Annotated in this window: 14 protein-coding genes; 11 read left to right on the top strand and 3 right to left on the bottom strand. The window is 73.2% G+C overall.

The genetic code is table 11. From position 1 onward, the window contains the following. The first annotated feature begins 28 nt into the window (after window positions 1-28). The 6 genes from ASF47_RS01285 to glpX all read left to right on the top strand — a co-directional run bounded on the left by ASF47_RS01285 (window position 29) and on the right by glpX (window position 5,906). The gene (locus tag ASF47_RS01285; protein ID WP_056862220.1) at window positions 29-1,366 is read left to right on the top strand and encodes an SLC13 family permease; all 1,338 of its coding nucleotides are present in this window, start codon (window positions 29-31) and stop codon (window positions 1,364-1,366) included. A gap of 349 nt (window positions 1,367-1,715) precedes the next feature. Next, window positions 1,716-2,114: a TOBE domain-containing protein gene (locus ASF47_RS01280; protein ID WP_200918913.1), complete on the top strand. Its 399-nt coding sequence runs from the start codon at window positions 1,716-1,718 to the stop codon at window positions 2,112-2,114. 108 nt (window positions 2,115-2,222) lie between these two features. Then, window positions 2,223-3,038, top strand: coding sequence for a molybdate ABC transporter substrate-binding protein (modA, locus tag ASF47_RS01275; protein WP_056862218.1), 816 nt, complete (start codon window positions 2,223-2,225; stop codon window positions 3,036-3,038). Further along, window positions 3,035-3,862 carry an ABC transporter permease gene (locus tag ASF47_RS01270; RefSeq protein WP_056862217.1) on the top strand — a complete coding sequence of 276 codons (828 nt, stop codon included), beginning with the start codon at window positions 3,035-3,037 and terminating at the stop codon, window positions 3,860-3,862. The genes modA and ASF47_RS01270 overlap by 4 nt, the downstream gene beginning before the upstream one ends. Further along, window positions 3,844-4,872: an ABC transporter ATP-binding protein gene (locus ASF47_RS01265; protein ID WP_056862216.1), complete on the top strand. Its 1,029-nt coding sequence runs from the start codon at window positions 3,844-3,846 to the stop codon at window positions 4,870-4,872. The genes ASF47_RS01270 and ASF47_RS01265 overlap by 19 nt, the downstream gene beginning before the upstream one ends. Continuing rightward, entirely contained in the window at window positions 4,869-5,906 is a 1,038-nt protein-coding gene (gene glpX / locus ASF47_RS01260) for a class II fructose-bisphosphatase (RefSeq protein WP_056862215.1), read from the top strand. The genes ASF47_RS01265 and glpX overlap by 4 nt, the downstream gene beginning before the upstream one ends. Window positions 5,907-6,199: 293 nt before the next feature. Here glpX and ASF47_RS01255 read toward each other — a convergent pair whose 3' ends face one another. Then, window positions 6,200-7,054, bottom strand: a complete 855-nt coding sequence (locus ASF47_RS01255; RefSeq protein WP_056862214.1) for an alpha/beta fold hydrolase — start codon at window positions 7,052-7,054, stop codon at window positions 6,200-6,202. Between the two features lie 97 nt (window positions 7,055-7,151). On the opposite strand from ASF47_RS01255, the gene ASF47_RS01250 reads away from it, so the two are divergent. The 5 genes from ASF47_RS01250 (at window position 7,152) to ASF47_RS01230 (ending at window position 12,628) form a co-directional block, all read left to right on the top strand. Beyond that, a complete protein-coding gene (locus tag ASF47_RS01250; RefSeq protein ID WP_165699014.1) occupies window positions 7,152-8,102 on the top strand; it encodes an alpha/beta fold hydrolase in 951 nt (316 codons plus the stop codon). 126 nt (window positions 8,103-8,228) lie between these two features. Beyond that, on the top strand, window positions 8,229-9,605 hold the full coding sequence (locus tag ASF47_RS01245) for an extracellular solute-binding protein (RefSeq protein WP_056862213.1): 1,377 nt from the start codon (window positions 8,229-8,231) through the stop codon (window positions 9,603-9,605). Beyond that, complete coding sequence (locus ASF47_RS01240; RefSeq protein ID WP_235557664.1) at window positions 9,602-10,576, top strand: carbohydrate ABC transporter permease; 975 nt, start codon at window positions 9,602-9,604, stop codon at window positions 10,574-10,576. The genes ASF47_RS01245 and ASF47_RS01240 overlap by 4 nt, the downstream gene beginning before the upstream one ends. Before the next feature lie 5 nt (window positions 10,577-10,581). Continuing rightward, window positions 10,582-11,415: a carbohydrate ABC transporter permease gene (locus ASF47_RS01235; protein WP_056862863.1), complete on the top strand. Its 834-nt coding sequence runs from the start codon at window positions 10,582-10,584 to the stop codon at window positions 11,413-11,415. Between the two features lie 7 nt (window positions 11,416-11,422). Beyond that, window positions 11,423-12,628, top strand: a complete 1,206-nt coding sequence (locus tag ASF47_RS01230) for an ABC transporter ATP-binding protein (RefSeq protein WP_056862212.1) — start codon at window positions 11,423-11,425, stop codon at window positions 12,626-12,628. A gap of 78 nt (window positions 12,629-12,706) precedes the next feature. On the opposite strand, the gene ASF47_RS01225 is transcribed toward ASF47_RS01230, so the two are convergent. Further along, window positions 12,707-13,789 (bottom strand): ABC transporter ATP-binding protein, encoded by a 1,083-nt coding sequence (locus tag ASF47_RS01225; protein WP_056862211.1) that lies wholly within the window; start codon window positions 13,787-13,789, stop codon window positions 12,707-12,709. A gap of 98 nt (window positions 13,790-13,887) precedes the next feature. Then, window positions 13,888-15,633, bottom strand: a complete 1,746-nt coding sequence (thiC, locus tag ASF47_RS01220; RefSeq protein WP_056862210.1) for a phosphomethylpyrimidine synthase ThiC — start codon at window positions 15,631-15,633, stop codon at window positions 13,888-13,890. Between the last annotated feature and the right edge of the window lie 103 nt (window positions 15,634-15,736).

Here is a 15,736-nt window from a genome sequence, read left to right as displayed (position 1 = left end):
GCGCCCCGTGGGCTGCCATGCTCGCCGGGTGCAGATCCAGGAGGCCCTCGCCGGGAGCCTCGCCGACGTCGTGGCCGTGGTCGCGCTCCTCGCGCTGCTGGTCACCGCCTACGCCCACCCCCGCCCGATCGTCGAGGCCGCCGTGGCGGTCGTCGCCGGGCTGGCCGCGCTGGCCACGGGTCGGCTCGGGCTCGACGCGGTGGGCAGCACGCTGGCCCACCTGGCCCCGGTAGTGGTGTTCCTCGCGGCCGTGCTCGTCGTGGCCGAGGTGTGCTCCCGCGCGGGGCTCTTCGCCGCCGCTGCCGCCGTCGTACGCCGCACCGACCGCGGCGACCCGCGCCGGCTGCTGCTCGGCGCCTTCGTGCTGGCCGCGGCCGTCACCTGCGTGCTCAGCCTCGACGCCACCGTCGTGCTCGTCACCCCCGTCGTGGTGGCCGCCGCCCGCGGCGCGGGCTGGTCCTCGCGGCCGGTGGCCTGGGCCTGCCTGCGCATGGCCAACTCCGCCTCGCTGCTGCTGCCGGTCTCCAACCTCACCAACCTGCTGGCGATGCGCGACCTCGACCTCACCTTCGCCGGCTTCGCCCTCGCCATGGCCCCCGTGCTCGTCGTGGTGCTGGTCGTCGAGTGGGTCGCGCTGCGCGTGCTGTTCCGCCGCGAGCTGAGCCCGGCCACGGCCGGCAGGCCCAGGGCGGGCGCGGTCGGCGGGCCCGGTGCGGGCGCGGTCGGCGAGGCCGGTGCGGACGAGGACGGCGGCGCGGCCGCGCTCGCACCGCCCTGGGAGCGCGTGCCGCTGGTCGTCGTGGCGCTCATGCTCGCGGGCTTCGCGGTCGGCTCCCCGCTGGGCGTCGAGCCGGGCTGGGTCGCGGCGGTGGCCGCGGTGGTGCTGGTGGGCTGGGCCGCCCGCCGCGGGCTGCTGACGTGGCCCGAGGCGGGGCGCGCCACCCACCCGTCGTTCGCGCTCTTCGTGCTCGGCCTCGGGGTCGTCGTGGCGACCCTGACCACCGGCCCGCTCGGCGACGCGGTGGGACGCCTGCTGCCCGACCCCTCCGGCGCGCCGTCGTGGACCGACCTGCTGGTCGTCGCGCTCGTCGCCACCGTGCTGGCCAACCTCGTGACCAACCTCAGCGCGACGCTGCTGGTCGTGCCGCTCGTGGCCCCCCTCGGCACCGACGCCGTGCTCGCCGCCCTGCTGGGCCTCAACATCGGCTCCGGGCTGACCTACACCGGCTCGCTGGCCAACCTGCTCTGGCGCCGCGGCCTGGGCCACAGCACGGCCGCACCGTCGATGCGCACCTTCCACGCGTGGTCGCTGACCACCACCCCGGTCGTGCTCCTCGCCGCGGTCACCGCCCTCGCCCTGACCTGACCCCGTCCCGACCCGAGCCGACCTGGCGCGGCCCCTCGTGACCGCCGCCTCGCGGCACCTGTCGGCCCGGACCCGCACCTGTCGGCCGACGCGTGGGCCGACAGGTGCGGGTATCACCAGCCGACCAGTGAAACCCGCCGTCGTACGCCGCCGCCGCACCGGGGCACCTGTCGGCCCGGACCCGCACCTGTCGGCCGACGCGTGGGCCGACAGGTGCGGGTATCACCAGCCGACCGGCGAAACCCGCCACCGACGCCTTCCACCGCAGACACGGGCCCAAAGTTGGGTTTCTTCCGCTGACGCGGGCGCTTGTAGGTCAGATCATCCGCGGATGAGGCATGATGCGGGTGTGACGACGTACCGGATCGCCGACGCCGCCGAGCTGCTCGGGGTCAGCGACGACACGCTGCGCCGGTGGGTCGACTCCGGCCGGGTGGCGGCGACGCGACCCGACGGGCCGGCGGTCATCGCCGGCGCCGACCTCGCCGGCCTGGCCGAGACCCTGGTCGACGAGCCCGACCGCGAGCGCACCCGCGCCTCGGCGGTGAGCGCGCGCAACCGCCTCGTGGGCATCGTCACCCGCGTCAGGAAGGACACCGTCATGGCGCAGGTCGACCTCGTCTGCGGGCCCTACCGGCTGGTGTCGCTGATGAGCGCCGAGGCCGCCGACGAGCTGGGTCTCGAGCGCGGCGTGCGCGCCATCGCCTCGGTGAAGTCCACCAACGTCGTCGTCGAGCGGCCCACCTGAGGTCGGTCGGGCCGCACCCGCCCCGCAGATCCCGCCGCAAGACCCCACCGCAGAGCCCACCCCAGCAACCCGCACCACCCCGCAGCCGCCGCAGACCAGGAGCGAGACATGAGCAGCACCGCCCCCCGCCGCACCCGCCCCACCCGCCGCCTCGCCGCGACGGCCGCCGCGGTCGCGCTCGTCCTCCCCCTGGCCGCCTGCGGCACTGACGCCGACGGCAGCGGCGACACCGGCGGCGCGGAGGACGGCGCGGGCGACACCACGATCACCGTGCTGGCCGCCGCCTCGCTCACCGAGACCTTCACGACCCTGGCCGAGCAGTTCGAGGCCGACCACGAGGGCGTCGAGGTGGAGCTGGCCTTCGACTCCTCCGCCACCCTCGCCGGGCAGGCCGTCGAGGGGGCTCCGGCCGACGTCCTCGCCACCGCCGACTCCCGCACCATGGACACCGCAGCCGACGTGCTGGCCGCCGATCCGCAGGTCTTCGCCACCAACACCCTGGTCATGGCGGTGCCGGCCGGCAACCCGGCCGACCTGTCGGGCTTCGAGGACGTCGCCGACGGCGACGCCACCTACGTCGTGTGCGTCGACACCGCCCCCTGCGGCGCGATCTGGGCGGCCATCGCGGCCGAGGAGGGGGTGACCTCCCAGCCGGCCAGCCTCGAGGTCGACGTCAAGGCGGTGCTGGCCAAGGTGGCCGACGACGAGGCCGACGCCGGCTTCGTCTACGAGACCGACGCGGTCGCGGCCGGCGACCAGGTCGAGACCTTCGAGGTGCCGGGCGCCGAGGACCAGGTCACCGACTACCCCATCGCACCGCTCGACCAGGCCGGCGACCCGGAGCTCGCCCAGGAGTTCGTCGACCTGGTGCTCTCCGAGGCCGGCCGGCAGGTGCTGGCCGACGCCGGCTTCGGGCAGCCGTGACCCCACCCCCCGACGCGGGGGCGACCACGCGCCCCGGCTCCCACCTCGGCCGCCCGCCGCTGGTGCTCGTCGTGCCCGGCGCGGTGGCCGCGGCGCTGCTCGTCGTACCCCTCGTGACCCTCGTGCTCGACACCCCCTGGGGCGACTTCCTCGACCAGCTCGGCTCGGCGCCGGTGCTCGCGGCGCTGAGGATCACCGCGCTGACCTCCGCGGTCACCGTGCTCGCCTGCCTCGTGCTGGGCACCCCCCTGGCGTGGCTGCTGGCGCGGGTCGACTTCGCCGGCCGCTCGGTGCTGCGCGCGGCGGTGGCCGTGCCGCTCGTGCTGCCACCGGTGGTGGCCGGCGTCGCGCTCGTGACCGCGCTGGGCCGCAACGGCGTCGTGGGGTCCCTGCTGCGCGAGACCACCGGCCTCACCGTGCCCTTCACCACGACCGCCGTGGTCATCGCCCACACCTTCGTGGCCATGCCCTTCTACGTGCTGAGCGTGGAGGGCGCGCTGCGCACGGCCGGCGAGCGGTACGACGTCGTCGCGGCCACCCTGGGTGCGACCCGCTGGCACGCCTTCCGCCGGGTGACCCTGCCGCTGGCGATGCCGGGCGTGGTGGCCGGCGCGGTGCTGGCCTGGGCCCGCTCGCTGGGCGAGTTCGGCGCCACCATCACCTTCGCCGGCAACTTCCCCGGCACCACCCAGACCATGCCGTCGCTGATCTACACCCAGCTCCAGGCCGACCCCGCCGTGGCCCGCACGCTGAGCATGATCCTGCTGCTGGTCTCCGTCGGCGTGCTCGCCGGCCTGCGCAACCGATGGCTGACCACCTCGTGACCGGCCCCGAGGACGCCGGCGGGGCCGGCCTGCACGCCCGCGTCAGGGTGCCCGGTCGTCTCGACGCCGAGGTCACCGCCGCCGCAGGGTCGGTGGTCGCGGTCATCGGACCCAACGGCGCGGGCAAGTCCACCCTGCTCGGCGCCCTCGCCGGCACGACCGCGATGGCGGGCGAGGTCGAGGTCGGCGGGCGCAGCTGGACCGCCCCGCCGCTCGCCGTGCGCCACCGCCGCGTCGGGCTGGTCTTCCAGGACCAGTCGCTCTTCCCCCACCTCAGCGCGCTGGAGAACGTCGCCTTCGGCCTGCGCGCCCGCGGCCGGGCCCGCACCCCGGCGCGGGCCCGAGCCCAGGAGTGGCTCGACCGGCTCGGCGTCGGCGACCTCGCCGCGCGCCGGCCCCGCCAGCTCTCGGGGGGCCAGGCGCAGCGGGTCGCGATCGCCCGGGCCCTGGCCACCGAGCCCGAGCTGCTGCTGCTCGACGAGCCCTTCTCCGGCCTCGACGTCGGCGTGGCCACCGCGCTGCGCATCGAGCTGGCCCGCCACCTCGCCGACTTCGCGGGGGTGGCGCTGCTGGTCACCCACCACGCCCTCGACGCGCTCACCCTCGCCGACGAGGTGCTGGTGCTCGACGAGGGCCGCGTCGCGCAGACCGGCACCCCCCGCGACGTGGCGGCCCACCCGCTCACCGACCACGTCGCTCGCCTCGTCGGGCTCAACGTCGTCGCCGACTCCGACACCAACCGGTCCTTCCCGCCCAGCGCCGTCACGGTCTCGCTGCGCGCGCCCGAGGGGTCGGCGCGCAACCGGTGGCGCGCCTCGGTGCTCAGCGTGGTGCCGCACGGTGACGCCGTACGCCTGCTCGCGCGCACCGACGGCGCGCAGGAGCTGATCGCCGACGTGACGCCCGAGGCCGCGGTCGAGCTCGGGCTCGACCCGGGCCGCGAGGTCTGGCTGACGGTGAAGGAGACGTCGGTCAGGACCTATCCCCGGACCGCTAGCATGCGCCCATGACCCGCCCCACGCCGCACCCCGCCGAGCCGGAGGCCCTCCGGGTCGCCCCGATGTCGCCCGACCGCAACCTGGCCCTCGAGCTGGTGCGCGTGACGGAGGCGGCCGCGATGGCCGCCGGACGCTGGGTGGGGCGGGGTGACAAGAACGGCGCCGACGAGGTCGCGGTCAACGCGATGCGCGTGATGATCTCGACCATCGGCATGAACGGCACCGTCGTCATCGGCGAGGGCGAGAAGGACAACGCCCCCATGCTCTACGACGGCGAGTCCGTGGGCGACGGCACCGGCCCGGAGTGCGACGTCGCCGTCGACCCCATCGACGGCACCACGCTGACCGCCAAGGGCATGAGCAACGCCGTGGCCGTGCTCGCGGTCTCGCCGCGCGGCTCGATGTACGACCCCTCCGCGGTCTTCTACATGGAGAAGCTGGTCGCCGGCCCCGAGGCCGCCGACGTCGTCGACATCCGCAACCCCGTCTCGGAGAACATCCGCGCCGTGGCCAAGGCCAAGGGCGCCAGCCCCTCCGACGTCACCGTGGTGCTCCTCGACCGTCCGCGCCACGCCGACCTGGCCGAGCAGATCCGCGCCACCGGCGCCCGGATCAAGTTCATCGTCGACGGCGACGTCGCGGGCGCGATCTCCGCGGCCCGCCCCGACAGCGGCGTCGACCTGCTGCTCGGCATCGGCGGCACGCCCGAGGGCATCATCGCCGCCACCGCGCTCAAGTGCATGGGCGGTGTCATCCAGGGCCGACTGTGGCCCACCGACGACGACGAGCGCCAGCGCGCCCTCGACGCCGGCCACGACCTCGACCGCGTGCTGTCGACCGACGACCTGGTCACCGGCGACGACTGCTTCTTCGTGGCCACCGGCATCACCGACGGCGACCTCATGCGCGGCGTGCGCTACCGCGCCGGTGGCGCCACCACCGAGTCGCTGGTGATGCGCTCGCGCAGCGGCACGGTGCGCACTATCACCGCCGAGCACCGGCTGCAGAAGCTGAGCGCCTTCTCCTCCATCGACTTCGGCGGCTGAGCACCGCGGCTGCGGCTACGAGCGTCATGCGAGACGTGGATGCGCCTCCACCCTCCGCATGACGTCCCACCCGCGGCCGACCCGCGGCCCGCGCACGCCGCTCGGCCCGCGACAGACGTCATACGAGACGTGGATGCGCCTCCACCCTCCGCATGACGTCCCACCCGCAGCCCACCCGCGGCCCAGGCACGCCGCTCGGCCGCGACAGACGTCATACGAGACGTGGATGCGCCTCCACCCTCCGCATGACGTCCCACCCGCAGCCCACCCGCGGCCCACCCGCGGCGGAGGGCTCAGGCGATCTCGGCCGCCTGCAGCTCGCCGGCGGCACCGGCGCGGTGGCGGTGCAGGGCGGCGACGACCTCGGCGGCCACGCGCGGGTCGACGGCCATGCCGAGGTGGGAAGCGCGCACCTCGACGGCGTGCGCCTCGGGGTCGACGCAGGCCTGCCAGTCCACGACCCCGTCGCGGCGGGAGTAGATCGCGGTGAAGCCCACGCCCGCGGGCATCGGCGAGCGGCTCTCCTCGAAACTCTCCCGCGCGCAGGCCCCGGCCACGCACTCCTCCGACATCAGCCCGGGCACGCCGGCGCGACTGAGCCGCACGAGGGTCTCGACGCCGGCGCTCAGCGCGCGGTGGTGGGCGCCGGGCGCCAGCATCGGGCTGCCCATGGTGACGATGCCCGAGACCAGGTCGGGGCGGCGTACGGCGACGCCGCGCGCCAGCATGCCGCCGAGGCTGTGCCCGACGATCTGCACGCGGCTCTCGCGTCGAATGGCGATCGACTCCAGGCGCGCCTCGAGGCGGGTCGCCGCGGCCAGGGTGCAGCCGATGTTGACGTGGATCATCGAGCGGTAGGTGCGGAAGCCCTGGTGGCGCAGCGAGGAGCGCATCCACTGCAGCGACCCGTCGCCGGCCATGAAGCCGGGCACGAGCAGCACCGGGTCGGCGTCGCGGCCCCCCGCCCGCGTCGCGTAGGGCCGGCCCAGGCGCTCGCGCCGCTCGCCCACCGACCGCACGACGTGGCGACCGGCCTCCCCGACCACGCGGCCCTCCCGCAGCATCGCCACGAGGGGCGGGCGGCGGAAGCCGTCGGGCAGCAGGAAGGAGCCGAGGGGGTCCAGCGAGCCGGGGGTCGCGTCGTTCATGCTCCGACGTTACGCCCACGTAACGCCGGTATGTGACCCCACTCACCCCATCGGGTCCGTTCGGGGGGCGGTATGGCCCATGCGGTTCACTGGGGCCATGGCCTCCCGGACGCCCCAGCAGGACGACCGCACCGACGACGCCCACGACGTGGCCGTCTCCGAGGAGCTCCTCGCTCCGGTGCGCCCCGACCTCGAGCTGTGCTACCAGACCTTCGGCGACCCCGACGACGAGCCGCTGCTGCTCGTGATGGGCCTCGGCGGCCCGATGACCTGGTGGGACGCCGAGCTGTGCCGCATGCTCGCACGCCGGGGCTTCTACGTCGTGCGCTACGACAACCGCGACACCGGCCGCTCCAGCCGGATGCCCGGGCGGGTCGGGCGCACCGCCCTGGTGCGGGCCTTCGCCGGCACCAAGGTGCGCGCTCCCTACTCCATGGCCGACCTGGCCGGCGACGCCGTCGCGCTGCTCGACCACCTCGGGGTGCGGTCGGCCCACCTGGCCGGGGTCTCGATGGGCGGCATGATCGTGCAGACGGTCGCGATCGCCGAGCCCTCCCGGGTCAGGTCGGTGGCCAGCATCATGTCGACCACCGGCAAGCGCACGGTCGGCTGGCAGCACCCTTCCCTCCTGCCGGCGCTGATCGCCCGGGCCGGCGCCGGCCGCGAGGCCTACGTGCGCTCCAGCGAGAAGATGTGGCAGCTCATCGGCTCCCCCGCCTACCCCCAGACCGAGGAGGAGCGCCGCGCCCGCGCCGAGGAGACCTTCGACCGGGGCGTCAGCGCCCACGGCGTGATGCGCCAGATGCTGGCCATCCTCACCCAGCCCGACCGTGCCCCGCGCCTGCGCGCGGTGACGGCGCCCGCGGTCGTCGTGCACGGCCTGGCCGACAAGATGGTCCACGTCTCCGGCGGCCGCGCCACCGCCCGCGCCCTGCCCGGCGCGGAGCTGCTGCTGGTCGACGGCATGGGCCACGACATGCCCCCCGCCCTCTTCGAGACCTTCGTCGCCGCGATCCGACGTACGGCGGACCGCGCCCGGCCGGACTGACCCGGCCCGCCGGCCCGGCCCGCCGCGGCCACCGGTGCCCGCTCACCCCTCGCGGTGGGAGGGGTGGACATCCGCACCGGGGAGGACTAGACGTGTGGGACCACCCCGGACCGGAGAGGCTCCCCCATGCATCGAAGCGCCCCACCCTCCACCAGCGCGGGGGGCGGTGACACTCCCCTCCCCGCGCCCCCGCACCGCTCCCGGCTCCCCCGTGCGGCCCGACGGCCGCGCCGCGCGATCGCGGGCCTGGCCGGCCTGGCGCTGGCCTCGAGCCTGCTGGCCGCCTGCGGCAGCGACGGCAAGCCGGTGCTGAACTGGTACATCAACCCCGACGGCCAGGCCACGCTCACCCAGCTCGCCGCCGACTGCAGCACCGACGACTACGACATCGAGATCCAGCTGCTGCCCACCGGCGCCACCGACCAGCGCACGCAGCTGGCCCGGCGCCTCGCGGCCTCCGACTCCGAGACCAACCTGATGAGCCTCGACCCGGTCTTCGTGCCGGAGTTCGCCAACGCCGGGTGGATCGCGGAGTGGCCCGAGGAGCTGGCCTCGCAGGTCGTCGACGACGACGTGCTCTCCGGCCCCGCCGAGACCGTGCGCTGGGACGACGGCGTCTACGCCGCGCCGCAGTGGGCCAACACCCAGGTGCTCTGGTACCGCAAGTCGCTGGCCGAGGCCGCCGGCCTCGACATGAGCCGGCCGGTCACCTGGTCGCAGGTCATCGAGGCCGCCGCCGACCAGGGCGGCACCGTCGGCGTGCAGGCCGACCGCTACGAGGCCTACATGGTGTGGATCAACTCGCTGGTCGCCGGCGCCGGGGGCGACATCGTCTCCGACACCGAGGCCGGCAGCGAGGCCCAGGTCGACATCGACTCCGAGGCCGGCCGGGCCGCCGCCACGGTCGTGCAGGAGCTCGCTGAGTCGGGCGCCGCCCAGCCCGACCTGTCGGTCTCCCGCGAGGGCACCAGCCTGCCCTTCATGTTCGACGGGCCGGGTGAGTTCATGACCAACTGGACCTTCGTCTACAAGAACTACGAGCCCACCGAGGGCGGCGCCTTCACCCAGGAGCAGTTCGACGACCTGGGCTGGGCGCGCTACCCCCAGACCGTCGAGGGCGAGGAGTCCCGGCCCCCGGTCGGCGGCATCGACATCGCGGTCGGGGAGTTCACCGAGAACAAGGACTGGGCCTTCGAGGCCGCGCAGTGCGTGTCCTCCCCCGAGGCCCAGCAGCAGCTGGCCGTCACCGACGGCCTGATGCCCTCGCGGCAGTCGGTCTACGACGCCCCGGAGCTCGTCGACGCCTTCGACCCCAGCCTGCTGACCCTCTTCCAGGAGAGCCTCGAGGCCGGCGCCCCGCGGCCCAAGAGCGCCTACTACAACCTCATCTCGGGTGCGATCCAAGCCTCGTGGCACTCCCCCACCGAGGTCGACCCCGACACCACGCCCGCCGAGTCGGCGGACTACCTGCGTGAGGTCCTGCGCTCGGAGGCCCTGCTGTGAGCGCCGTGGCGCCCCCGGCCCGGGGCGAGGAGCGCGAGGCCACCGACAACCGTCGCGACCGGCGCAAGGACAAGCGCCCGGAGCTCTCCGACCGGGCCCGTCACGAGCAGCGCCTCGGCCAGCGGCTGGTCGCCCCGGCCGTGGTCATCATGCTGCTGGTCACGGCGTTCCCGATCCTGCGCGCGCTCTACCTGTCGTTCTACACCTACTCGCTGACCTCTCCCGAGGACCGCGCGTTCATCGGGATCGACAACTACGTCACGGCCCTGACCGACGGGCTGTTCTGGCGCGACATCGGCGTGACCGTGCTCTACATGGTGGTCACCGTCGCCATCGAGCTGGTGATCGGCTTCGCCTTCGCGATGGTCATGCACCGCGTGGTCTTCGCCCGCGGCATCATCCGGACCTCGATCCTGATCCCCTACGGCATCATCACCGTGGTCTCCGGCTTCGCCTGGCAGTTCGCGTTCACCTACCAGAACGGCTTCATCAACGGCTGGCTGCCGGGGATCAGCGACTCCTTCAACTGGTTCGGCGAGACCACGCCCGCGGTCATCGCGATCATGGTCTCGGAGATCTGGAAGACCACGCCCTTCATGTCGCTGCTGCTGCTGGCGGGCCTGGCCCAGGTCAGCGACGACATGATCGAGGCGGCCAAGGTCGACGGCGCCACCTGGTGGCAGCGGCTGTGGCGGGTGATCCTGCCCAACATGCGTGCGGCGATCATGGTCGCGGTGCTCTTCCGCGCCCTCGACGCCTACCGGATCTTCGACAACATCTTCGTCATGACCAGCGGTGCCGTGGGCACCGAGTCGATCTCGTTCCTGGTCTACCGCCAGACCATCGAGCAGTTCCAGCTCGGCATGGGCTCGGCCCTGTCGGTGCTGCTGTTCCTCTCGGTGCTGCTGGTGGCCTTCCTGATCGTCAAGCTGTTCCGGGTCGACCTGGCCAAGGCACGAGGAGAGGGGTGAGCGGCATGAAGCAGAAGATCGGACTCGTGGTCGGCGTCGGCCTGATCCTCGTGTGGTGCCTGCTGCCGGTGGTGTGGATCGTCTCGCTGTCCTTCAAGGACGCCGTCGCGGTCACCAACGGCAGCCCGGGCTTCTTCCCGGCCGACGGCGCGTTCGCCGGCCTCGACAACTACCGCGACGCCTGGGGCAACGACCAGTTCCGCCGCGCGATCGTCAACTCCCTGGGCATCAGCCTGATCTCGACCACGCTGTCGGTGATCCTGGCGACGCTGGCCGCCTACGCCATCGCCCGCCTGGAGTTCCGCGGCAAGAAGCTGGTGCTGACCACGGCGCTGGCCATCGCGATGTTCCCGGTGGTCTCGCTGGTCAGCCCGCTGTTCGACATGTGGCGCGCGATCGGGCTCTACGACACCTGGCCCGGCCTGATCATCCCCTACATGTCCTTCACGCTGCCGCTGGCGATCTGGACCCTGTCGGCCTTCTTCCGCGAGATCCCGTGGGAGATGGAGCAGGCGGCCCAGGTCGACGGCGCCACGTCGTGGCAGGCCTTCCGCAAGGTGATCGTGCCGCTCGCGGCGCCCGGGGTCTTCACCGCGGCGATCCTGACGTTCTTCTTCGCCTGGAACGACTTCGTCTTCGGCATCACCCTGACCTCGACGGAGGCGGCCCGGCCCATCCCGGCGTCGCTGTCCTTCTTCGTCGGCGCCGACCCGTTCAACCGGCCGGCCTCGCTGCTGGCCGCGGGAGCCGTCATCGCGACGATCCCGATCGTCATCATCGTCCTGATTTTCCAGCGCAAGATCGTGGCCGGGCTGACGTCCGGCGCGGTGAAGGGGTGACCTCGTCGTGGCTTCCATCCAGATGAAGAACATCGTCAAGAAGTACGGCGACGGCTTCCCGGCCGTGAACGACGTGTCGATCGACATCGCCGACGGGGAGTTCGTCATCCTCGTGGGCCCCTCGGGCTGCGGGAAGTCGACGCTGCTGCGGATGATCGTGGGTCTGGAGGACATCACCTCCGGCGACATGGTCATCGGCGAGAAGCGGGTCAACGACCTGGCCCCGCGCGACCGCAACCTGGCCATGGTCTTCCAGAACTACGCCCTCTACCCCCACCTCAGCGTCTACGAGAACATCGCGTTCCCGCTGCGCCTGGCCGGGGCCAAGGACGAGGAGGTCGACGCCAAGGTGCGCGAGGCCTCGAAGACCCTCGAGCTCGACGAGCACCTCGAGCGCAAGCCGGCCAACCTCTCGGGCGGCCAGCGCCAGCGGGTGGCGATGGGGCGCGCGATCGTGCGCGACGCCGACGCCTTCCTCTTCGACGAGCCGCTGTCGAACCTCGACGCCAAGCTGCGCGGGCAGATGCGCAGCGAGATCGCGCGGCTGCAGAAGAAGCTGGGCATCACCACCGTCTACGTCACCCACGACCAGACCGAGGCGATGACCCTGGGCGACCGCGTCGCGGTGCTCAAGCGCGGCCTGCTCCAGCAGCTGGCCAGCCCGCGCGAGCTCTACGGCAACCCGTGCAACCTCTTCGTGGCCGGCTTCATCGGCTCCCCGCCGATGAACTTCCTGCCCGCCGAGGTCGACGGCACCACCGTCACGCTGCCCTTCGGCAGCGTGCAGATCTCGGCCGAGAAGGCCGAGCGGGTCGCTGGCAAGGGCCTGCTCATCGCGGGCATCCGCCCCGAGGCCTTCGAGGACGCCTCCGTGGTCGACGCCGGGCGCGAGGGCTCCACCTTCCGCGCGACCGTCGAGGTCGTGGAGTGGCTGGGCAACGAGGCCTACGCCTACATCCCCTTCGAGGCCCCGCCGGAGGTGCAGCAGCAGCTGCAGCAGCTCGAGCGCGACCTCGACGGGGAGTCGCTGCGCACCCAGCTGGTGGTCGGGCTCGACGGCTCCAGCCGGATCGCGGAGGGCGACGAGGCCGAGATCTGGGTCGACACCTCCAAGATGCACCTCTTCGACCCGAGCACGGGCGAGAACCTCACCATCGACCACGACCACGCCGGCGAGGTGCCCGCCCGGGCCCTCGAGCCCACCCCGGGCTGAGCCGACCCGCACGACGCGAGACCGGCGCGCCCCCCGCGGGGGACGCGCCGGTCTCGTCGTACGTTGGGGGCCTGCGGCTCAGGCGGAGAGCCGCTCCCCGGTGTCGGTGTCGAAGACGTGCACGTGCTGGGGGTCGGTCGTGACGTAGATCGTCTCGCCCTTGTGCACGTGGTCGCGGCCGTTGACGCGCACGATGATGTTGTTGGGCGTGCCCTCCACCCCGCTGGTGCCGTAGACGAAGGCGTCGGCGCCGAGCTCCTCGACGACCGTCACCCGCACGGGCAGGCCGCCCTCGCCCTCGCCGACGATGCGCCACGACTCGGGGCGCACGCCGACCGTGACGTTGCCGCGCATGACCTGGGCGGCGGTCGGGTCGACCGGCACCTGGTAGTCGCCGATCTGCGCCTTGCCCTCGACGGCGGTGGCCTCCAGCAGGTTCATCTGCGGGGAGCCGATGAAGCCGGCGACGAAGAGGTTGGCGGGCCGGTCGTAGAGCGCCAGGGGCGTGTCGACCTGCTGGATGTAGCCGTCCTTCATCACCGCGACGCGGTCGCCCATGGTCATGGCCTCGACCTGGTCGTGGGTGACGTAGACGGTCGTGACGCCGAGGTCGGCCTGCAGCCGGGCGATGTCGGTGCGGGTCTGCACGCGCATCTTGGCGTCGAGGTTCGACAGCGGCTCGTCCATGCAAAAGACCTGCGGCTGGCGCACGATCGCACGGCCCATGGCCACGCGCTGGCGCTGACCGCCGGAGAGCGCCTTGGGCTTGCGCTCGAGGTACTCCTCGAGGCCGAGGATGGCGGCGGCCTCCTTGACGCGCTTGTCGCGCTCGGCGGTGGGGACCTTGGCCATCTTGAGCGCGAAGCCCATGTTCTCGGCCACGGTCATGTGGGGGTAGAGCGCGTAGTTCTGGAACACCATCGCGATGTCGCGGTCCTTGGGCGGCATCGTGGTGATGTCGCGGTCGCCGATGCGGATGGTGCCGGAGTTGACCTCCTCCAGCCCGGCGAGCATGCGGAGGGTGGTGGACTTGCCGCACCCCGACGGGCCGACGAGGACCATGAACTCCCCGTCGCGCACCTCCAGGTCGATGCCGGGCACCGCGGGCTTGTCCGCCCCGGGGTACCAGCGCTGTGCCTTCTCGAACGTCACTGAGGCCATGATGACCAGCTCCCTTCACCGGCAGGTACGTGCCGGACGATCCGTTGTGAAGTGACTCGGGTCACCCTAGGGCAGCGCAAGCGGTTGCGCGAGGCAGGTCACACGTCGTGGACGCGGCCCTCCCCGGTCGGGCCCGCCCCGGGCTCGACGTAGACCGTGCCGCCGAGCTCGACGAACTGCGCCGACATCCGCGCCATGCCGGCGGCCGGGTCGAGGTCGGGGCCGACCTCGGGGTCGGCCTGGGCGTCGGGGGTGCCGAAGCGGTCGCGCACGTCCTGGCTGATCCGCATGGAGCAGAACTTCGGCCCGCACATCGAGCAGAAGTGGGCGGTCTTGGCGTTCTCCGCCGGCAGGGTCTCGTCGTGGAAGGCCTGCGCGGTGCGGGGGTCGAGGGAGAGCGCGAACTGGTCGTGCCAGCGGAACTCGAAGCGCGCCCGCGACAGCGCGTCGTCCCAGTCGCGCGCGCCGGGGTGGCCCTTGGCGACGTCGGCGGCGTGGGCAGCGAGCTTGTAGGTGATGACGCCGGTCTTCACGTCGTCGCGGTCGGGCAGGCCGAGGTGCTCCTTCGGCGTGACGTAGCAGAGCATGGCGGTGCCGTGCATGGCGATGGCCGCGGCGCCGATGGCGCTGGTGATGTGGTCGTAGCCGGGCGCGACGTCGGTGGCGAGGGGGCCGAGGGTGTAGAAGGGCGCGCCGTGGCACCACTCCTGCTGCAGGCGCACGTTCTCCTCCACCAGGTGCAGCGGCACGTGGCCGGGCCCCTCCACCATCACCTGCACGTCGTGCTCCCAGGCGCGGGTGGTGAGCTCGGCCAGCGTGCGCAGCTCGGCCAGCTGGGCCTCGTCGTTGGCGTCGGCGACCGACCCGGGGCGCAGGCCGTCGCCGAGGCTGATGCTCACGTCGTAGGCGGCGAGGATCTCGCAGAGCTCCTCGAAGCGGGTGAAGAGGAAGTTCTCCTCGTGGTGGGCCAGGCACCAGCCGGCCATGATGGAGCCGCCGCGGCTGACGATGCCGGTGACGCGGCGCGCGGTGAGCGGCACGTGGCGCAGCAGCACCCCGGCGTGCACGGTCATGTAGTCGACGCCCTGCTCGCACTGCTCGACGACGGTGTCGCGGTAGACCTCCCAGGTCAGCCGGTCGGCCTCGCCGCCGACCTTCTCCAGCGCCTGGTAGATCGGCACGGTGCCGATCGGCACCGGCGAACTGCGCACGATCCACTCCCGCGTGGTGTGGATGTCGTCACCGGTCGAGAGGTCCATCACCGTGTCGGCGCCCCAGGTGGTGGCCCAGGTGAGCTTCTCGACCTCCTCGGCGATCGAGCTGGTGACCGCGGAGTTGCCGATGTTGGCGTTGACCTTCACCAGGAAGCGGCGCCCGATGACCATTGGCTCGGCCTCGGGGTGGTTGACGTTGAGCGGGATGATCGCGCGGCCCGCGGCGACCTCGCTGCGCACCAGCTCGACGTCGCAGCCCTCGCGCGCCGCGACGTACTCCATCTCCCGGGTCACCTCGCCCCGGCGCGCGTAGTGCAGCTGCGTCACCCGTGCCCCGGGCACGGCGCGGCGGGGCTGCGCCTGCGGGCCGCGCCACGCGTCGGTGGCCGCGCCGCGCCGCACCGCGCCCCGTCCGTCGTCGAGCAGCTGCGGGGTGCGCCCGGCGTAGGTCTCGGTGTCGCCGCGCGCCGCGATCCAGTCGGCGCGCAGCCGCGGGAGGCCGACCCCGGGGTCGCAGCCGGGCCCGGCCGTGCAGTAGCGGTCGAAGGTCTCGCCGTTGGTCAGCGCCACGCGGGTCACCGGCGTGCCGGCCTCGGTCAGCACACGGGTGTGGGCGGGGTGGGTGGTCATGGGGGGCTCCTCGGGTCAGGTCAGGTCTGGGTCGGGTCGGGTCGGGTCGGGTCGGGGTCGGGTCGGGGTCGGGTCGGGGGCCGCGCGCTGCCACGCACGGTCC

The sequence above is a fragment of the Nocardioides sp. Leaf285 genome, assembly GCF_001422955.1.
Taxonomy (GTDB): Bacteria; Actinomycetota; Actinomycetes; order Propionibacteriales; family Nocardioidaceae; genus Nocardioides; species Nocardioides kribbensis.
Note: the sequence above shows the minus strand (reverse complement) of the source record. Positions and strands in the feature narration are given on the sequence as shown.

What these genes read in the sequence shown, in the direction of transcription:
- ASF47_RS01250 (WP_165699014.1), top strand. Translation starts at nt 7,152, where the DNA reads ATGGCCTCCCGGACGCCCCAGCAGGACGACCGCACCGACGACGCCCAC.
- glpX (WP_056862215.1), top strand. Translation starts at nt 4,869, where the DNA reads ATGACCCGCCCCACGCCGCACCCCGCCGAGCCGGAGGCCCTCCGGGTC.
- modA (WP_056862218.1), top strand. Translation starts at nt 2,223, where the DNA reads ATGAGCAGCACCGCCCCCCGCCGCACCCGCCCCACCCGCCGCCTCGCC.
- ASF47_RS01245 (WP_056862213.1), top strand. Translation starts at nt 8,229, where the DNA reads ATGCATCGAAGCGCCCCACCCTCCACCAGCGCGGGGGGCGGTGACACT.
- ASF47_RS01225 (WP_056862211.1), bottom strand. Translation starts at nt 13,789, where the DNA reads ATGGCCTCAGTGACGTTCGAGAAGGCACAGCGCTGGTACCCCGGGGCG.
- thiC (WP_056862210.1), bottom strand. Translation starts at nt 15,633, where the DNA reads ATGACCACCCACCCCGCCCACACCCGTGTGCTGACCGAGGCCGGCACG.
- ASF47_RS01235 (WP_056862863.1), top strand. Translation starts at nt 10,582, where the DNA reads ATGAAGCAGAAGATCGGACTCGTGGTCGGCGTCGGCCTGATCCTCGTG.
- ASF47_RS01255 (WP_056862214.1), bottom strand. Translation starts at nt 7,054, where the DNA reads ATGAACGACGCGACCCCCGGCTCGCTGGACCCCCTCGGCTCCTTCCTG.
- ASF47_RS01265 (WP_056862216.1), top strand. Translation starts at nt 3,844, where the DNA reads ATGGCTGACCACCTCGTGACCGGCCCCGAGGACGCCGGCGGGGCCGGC.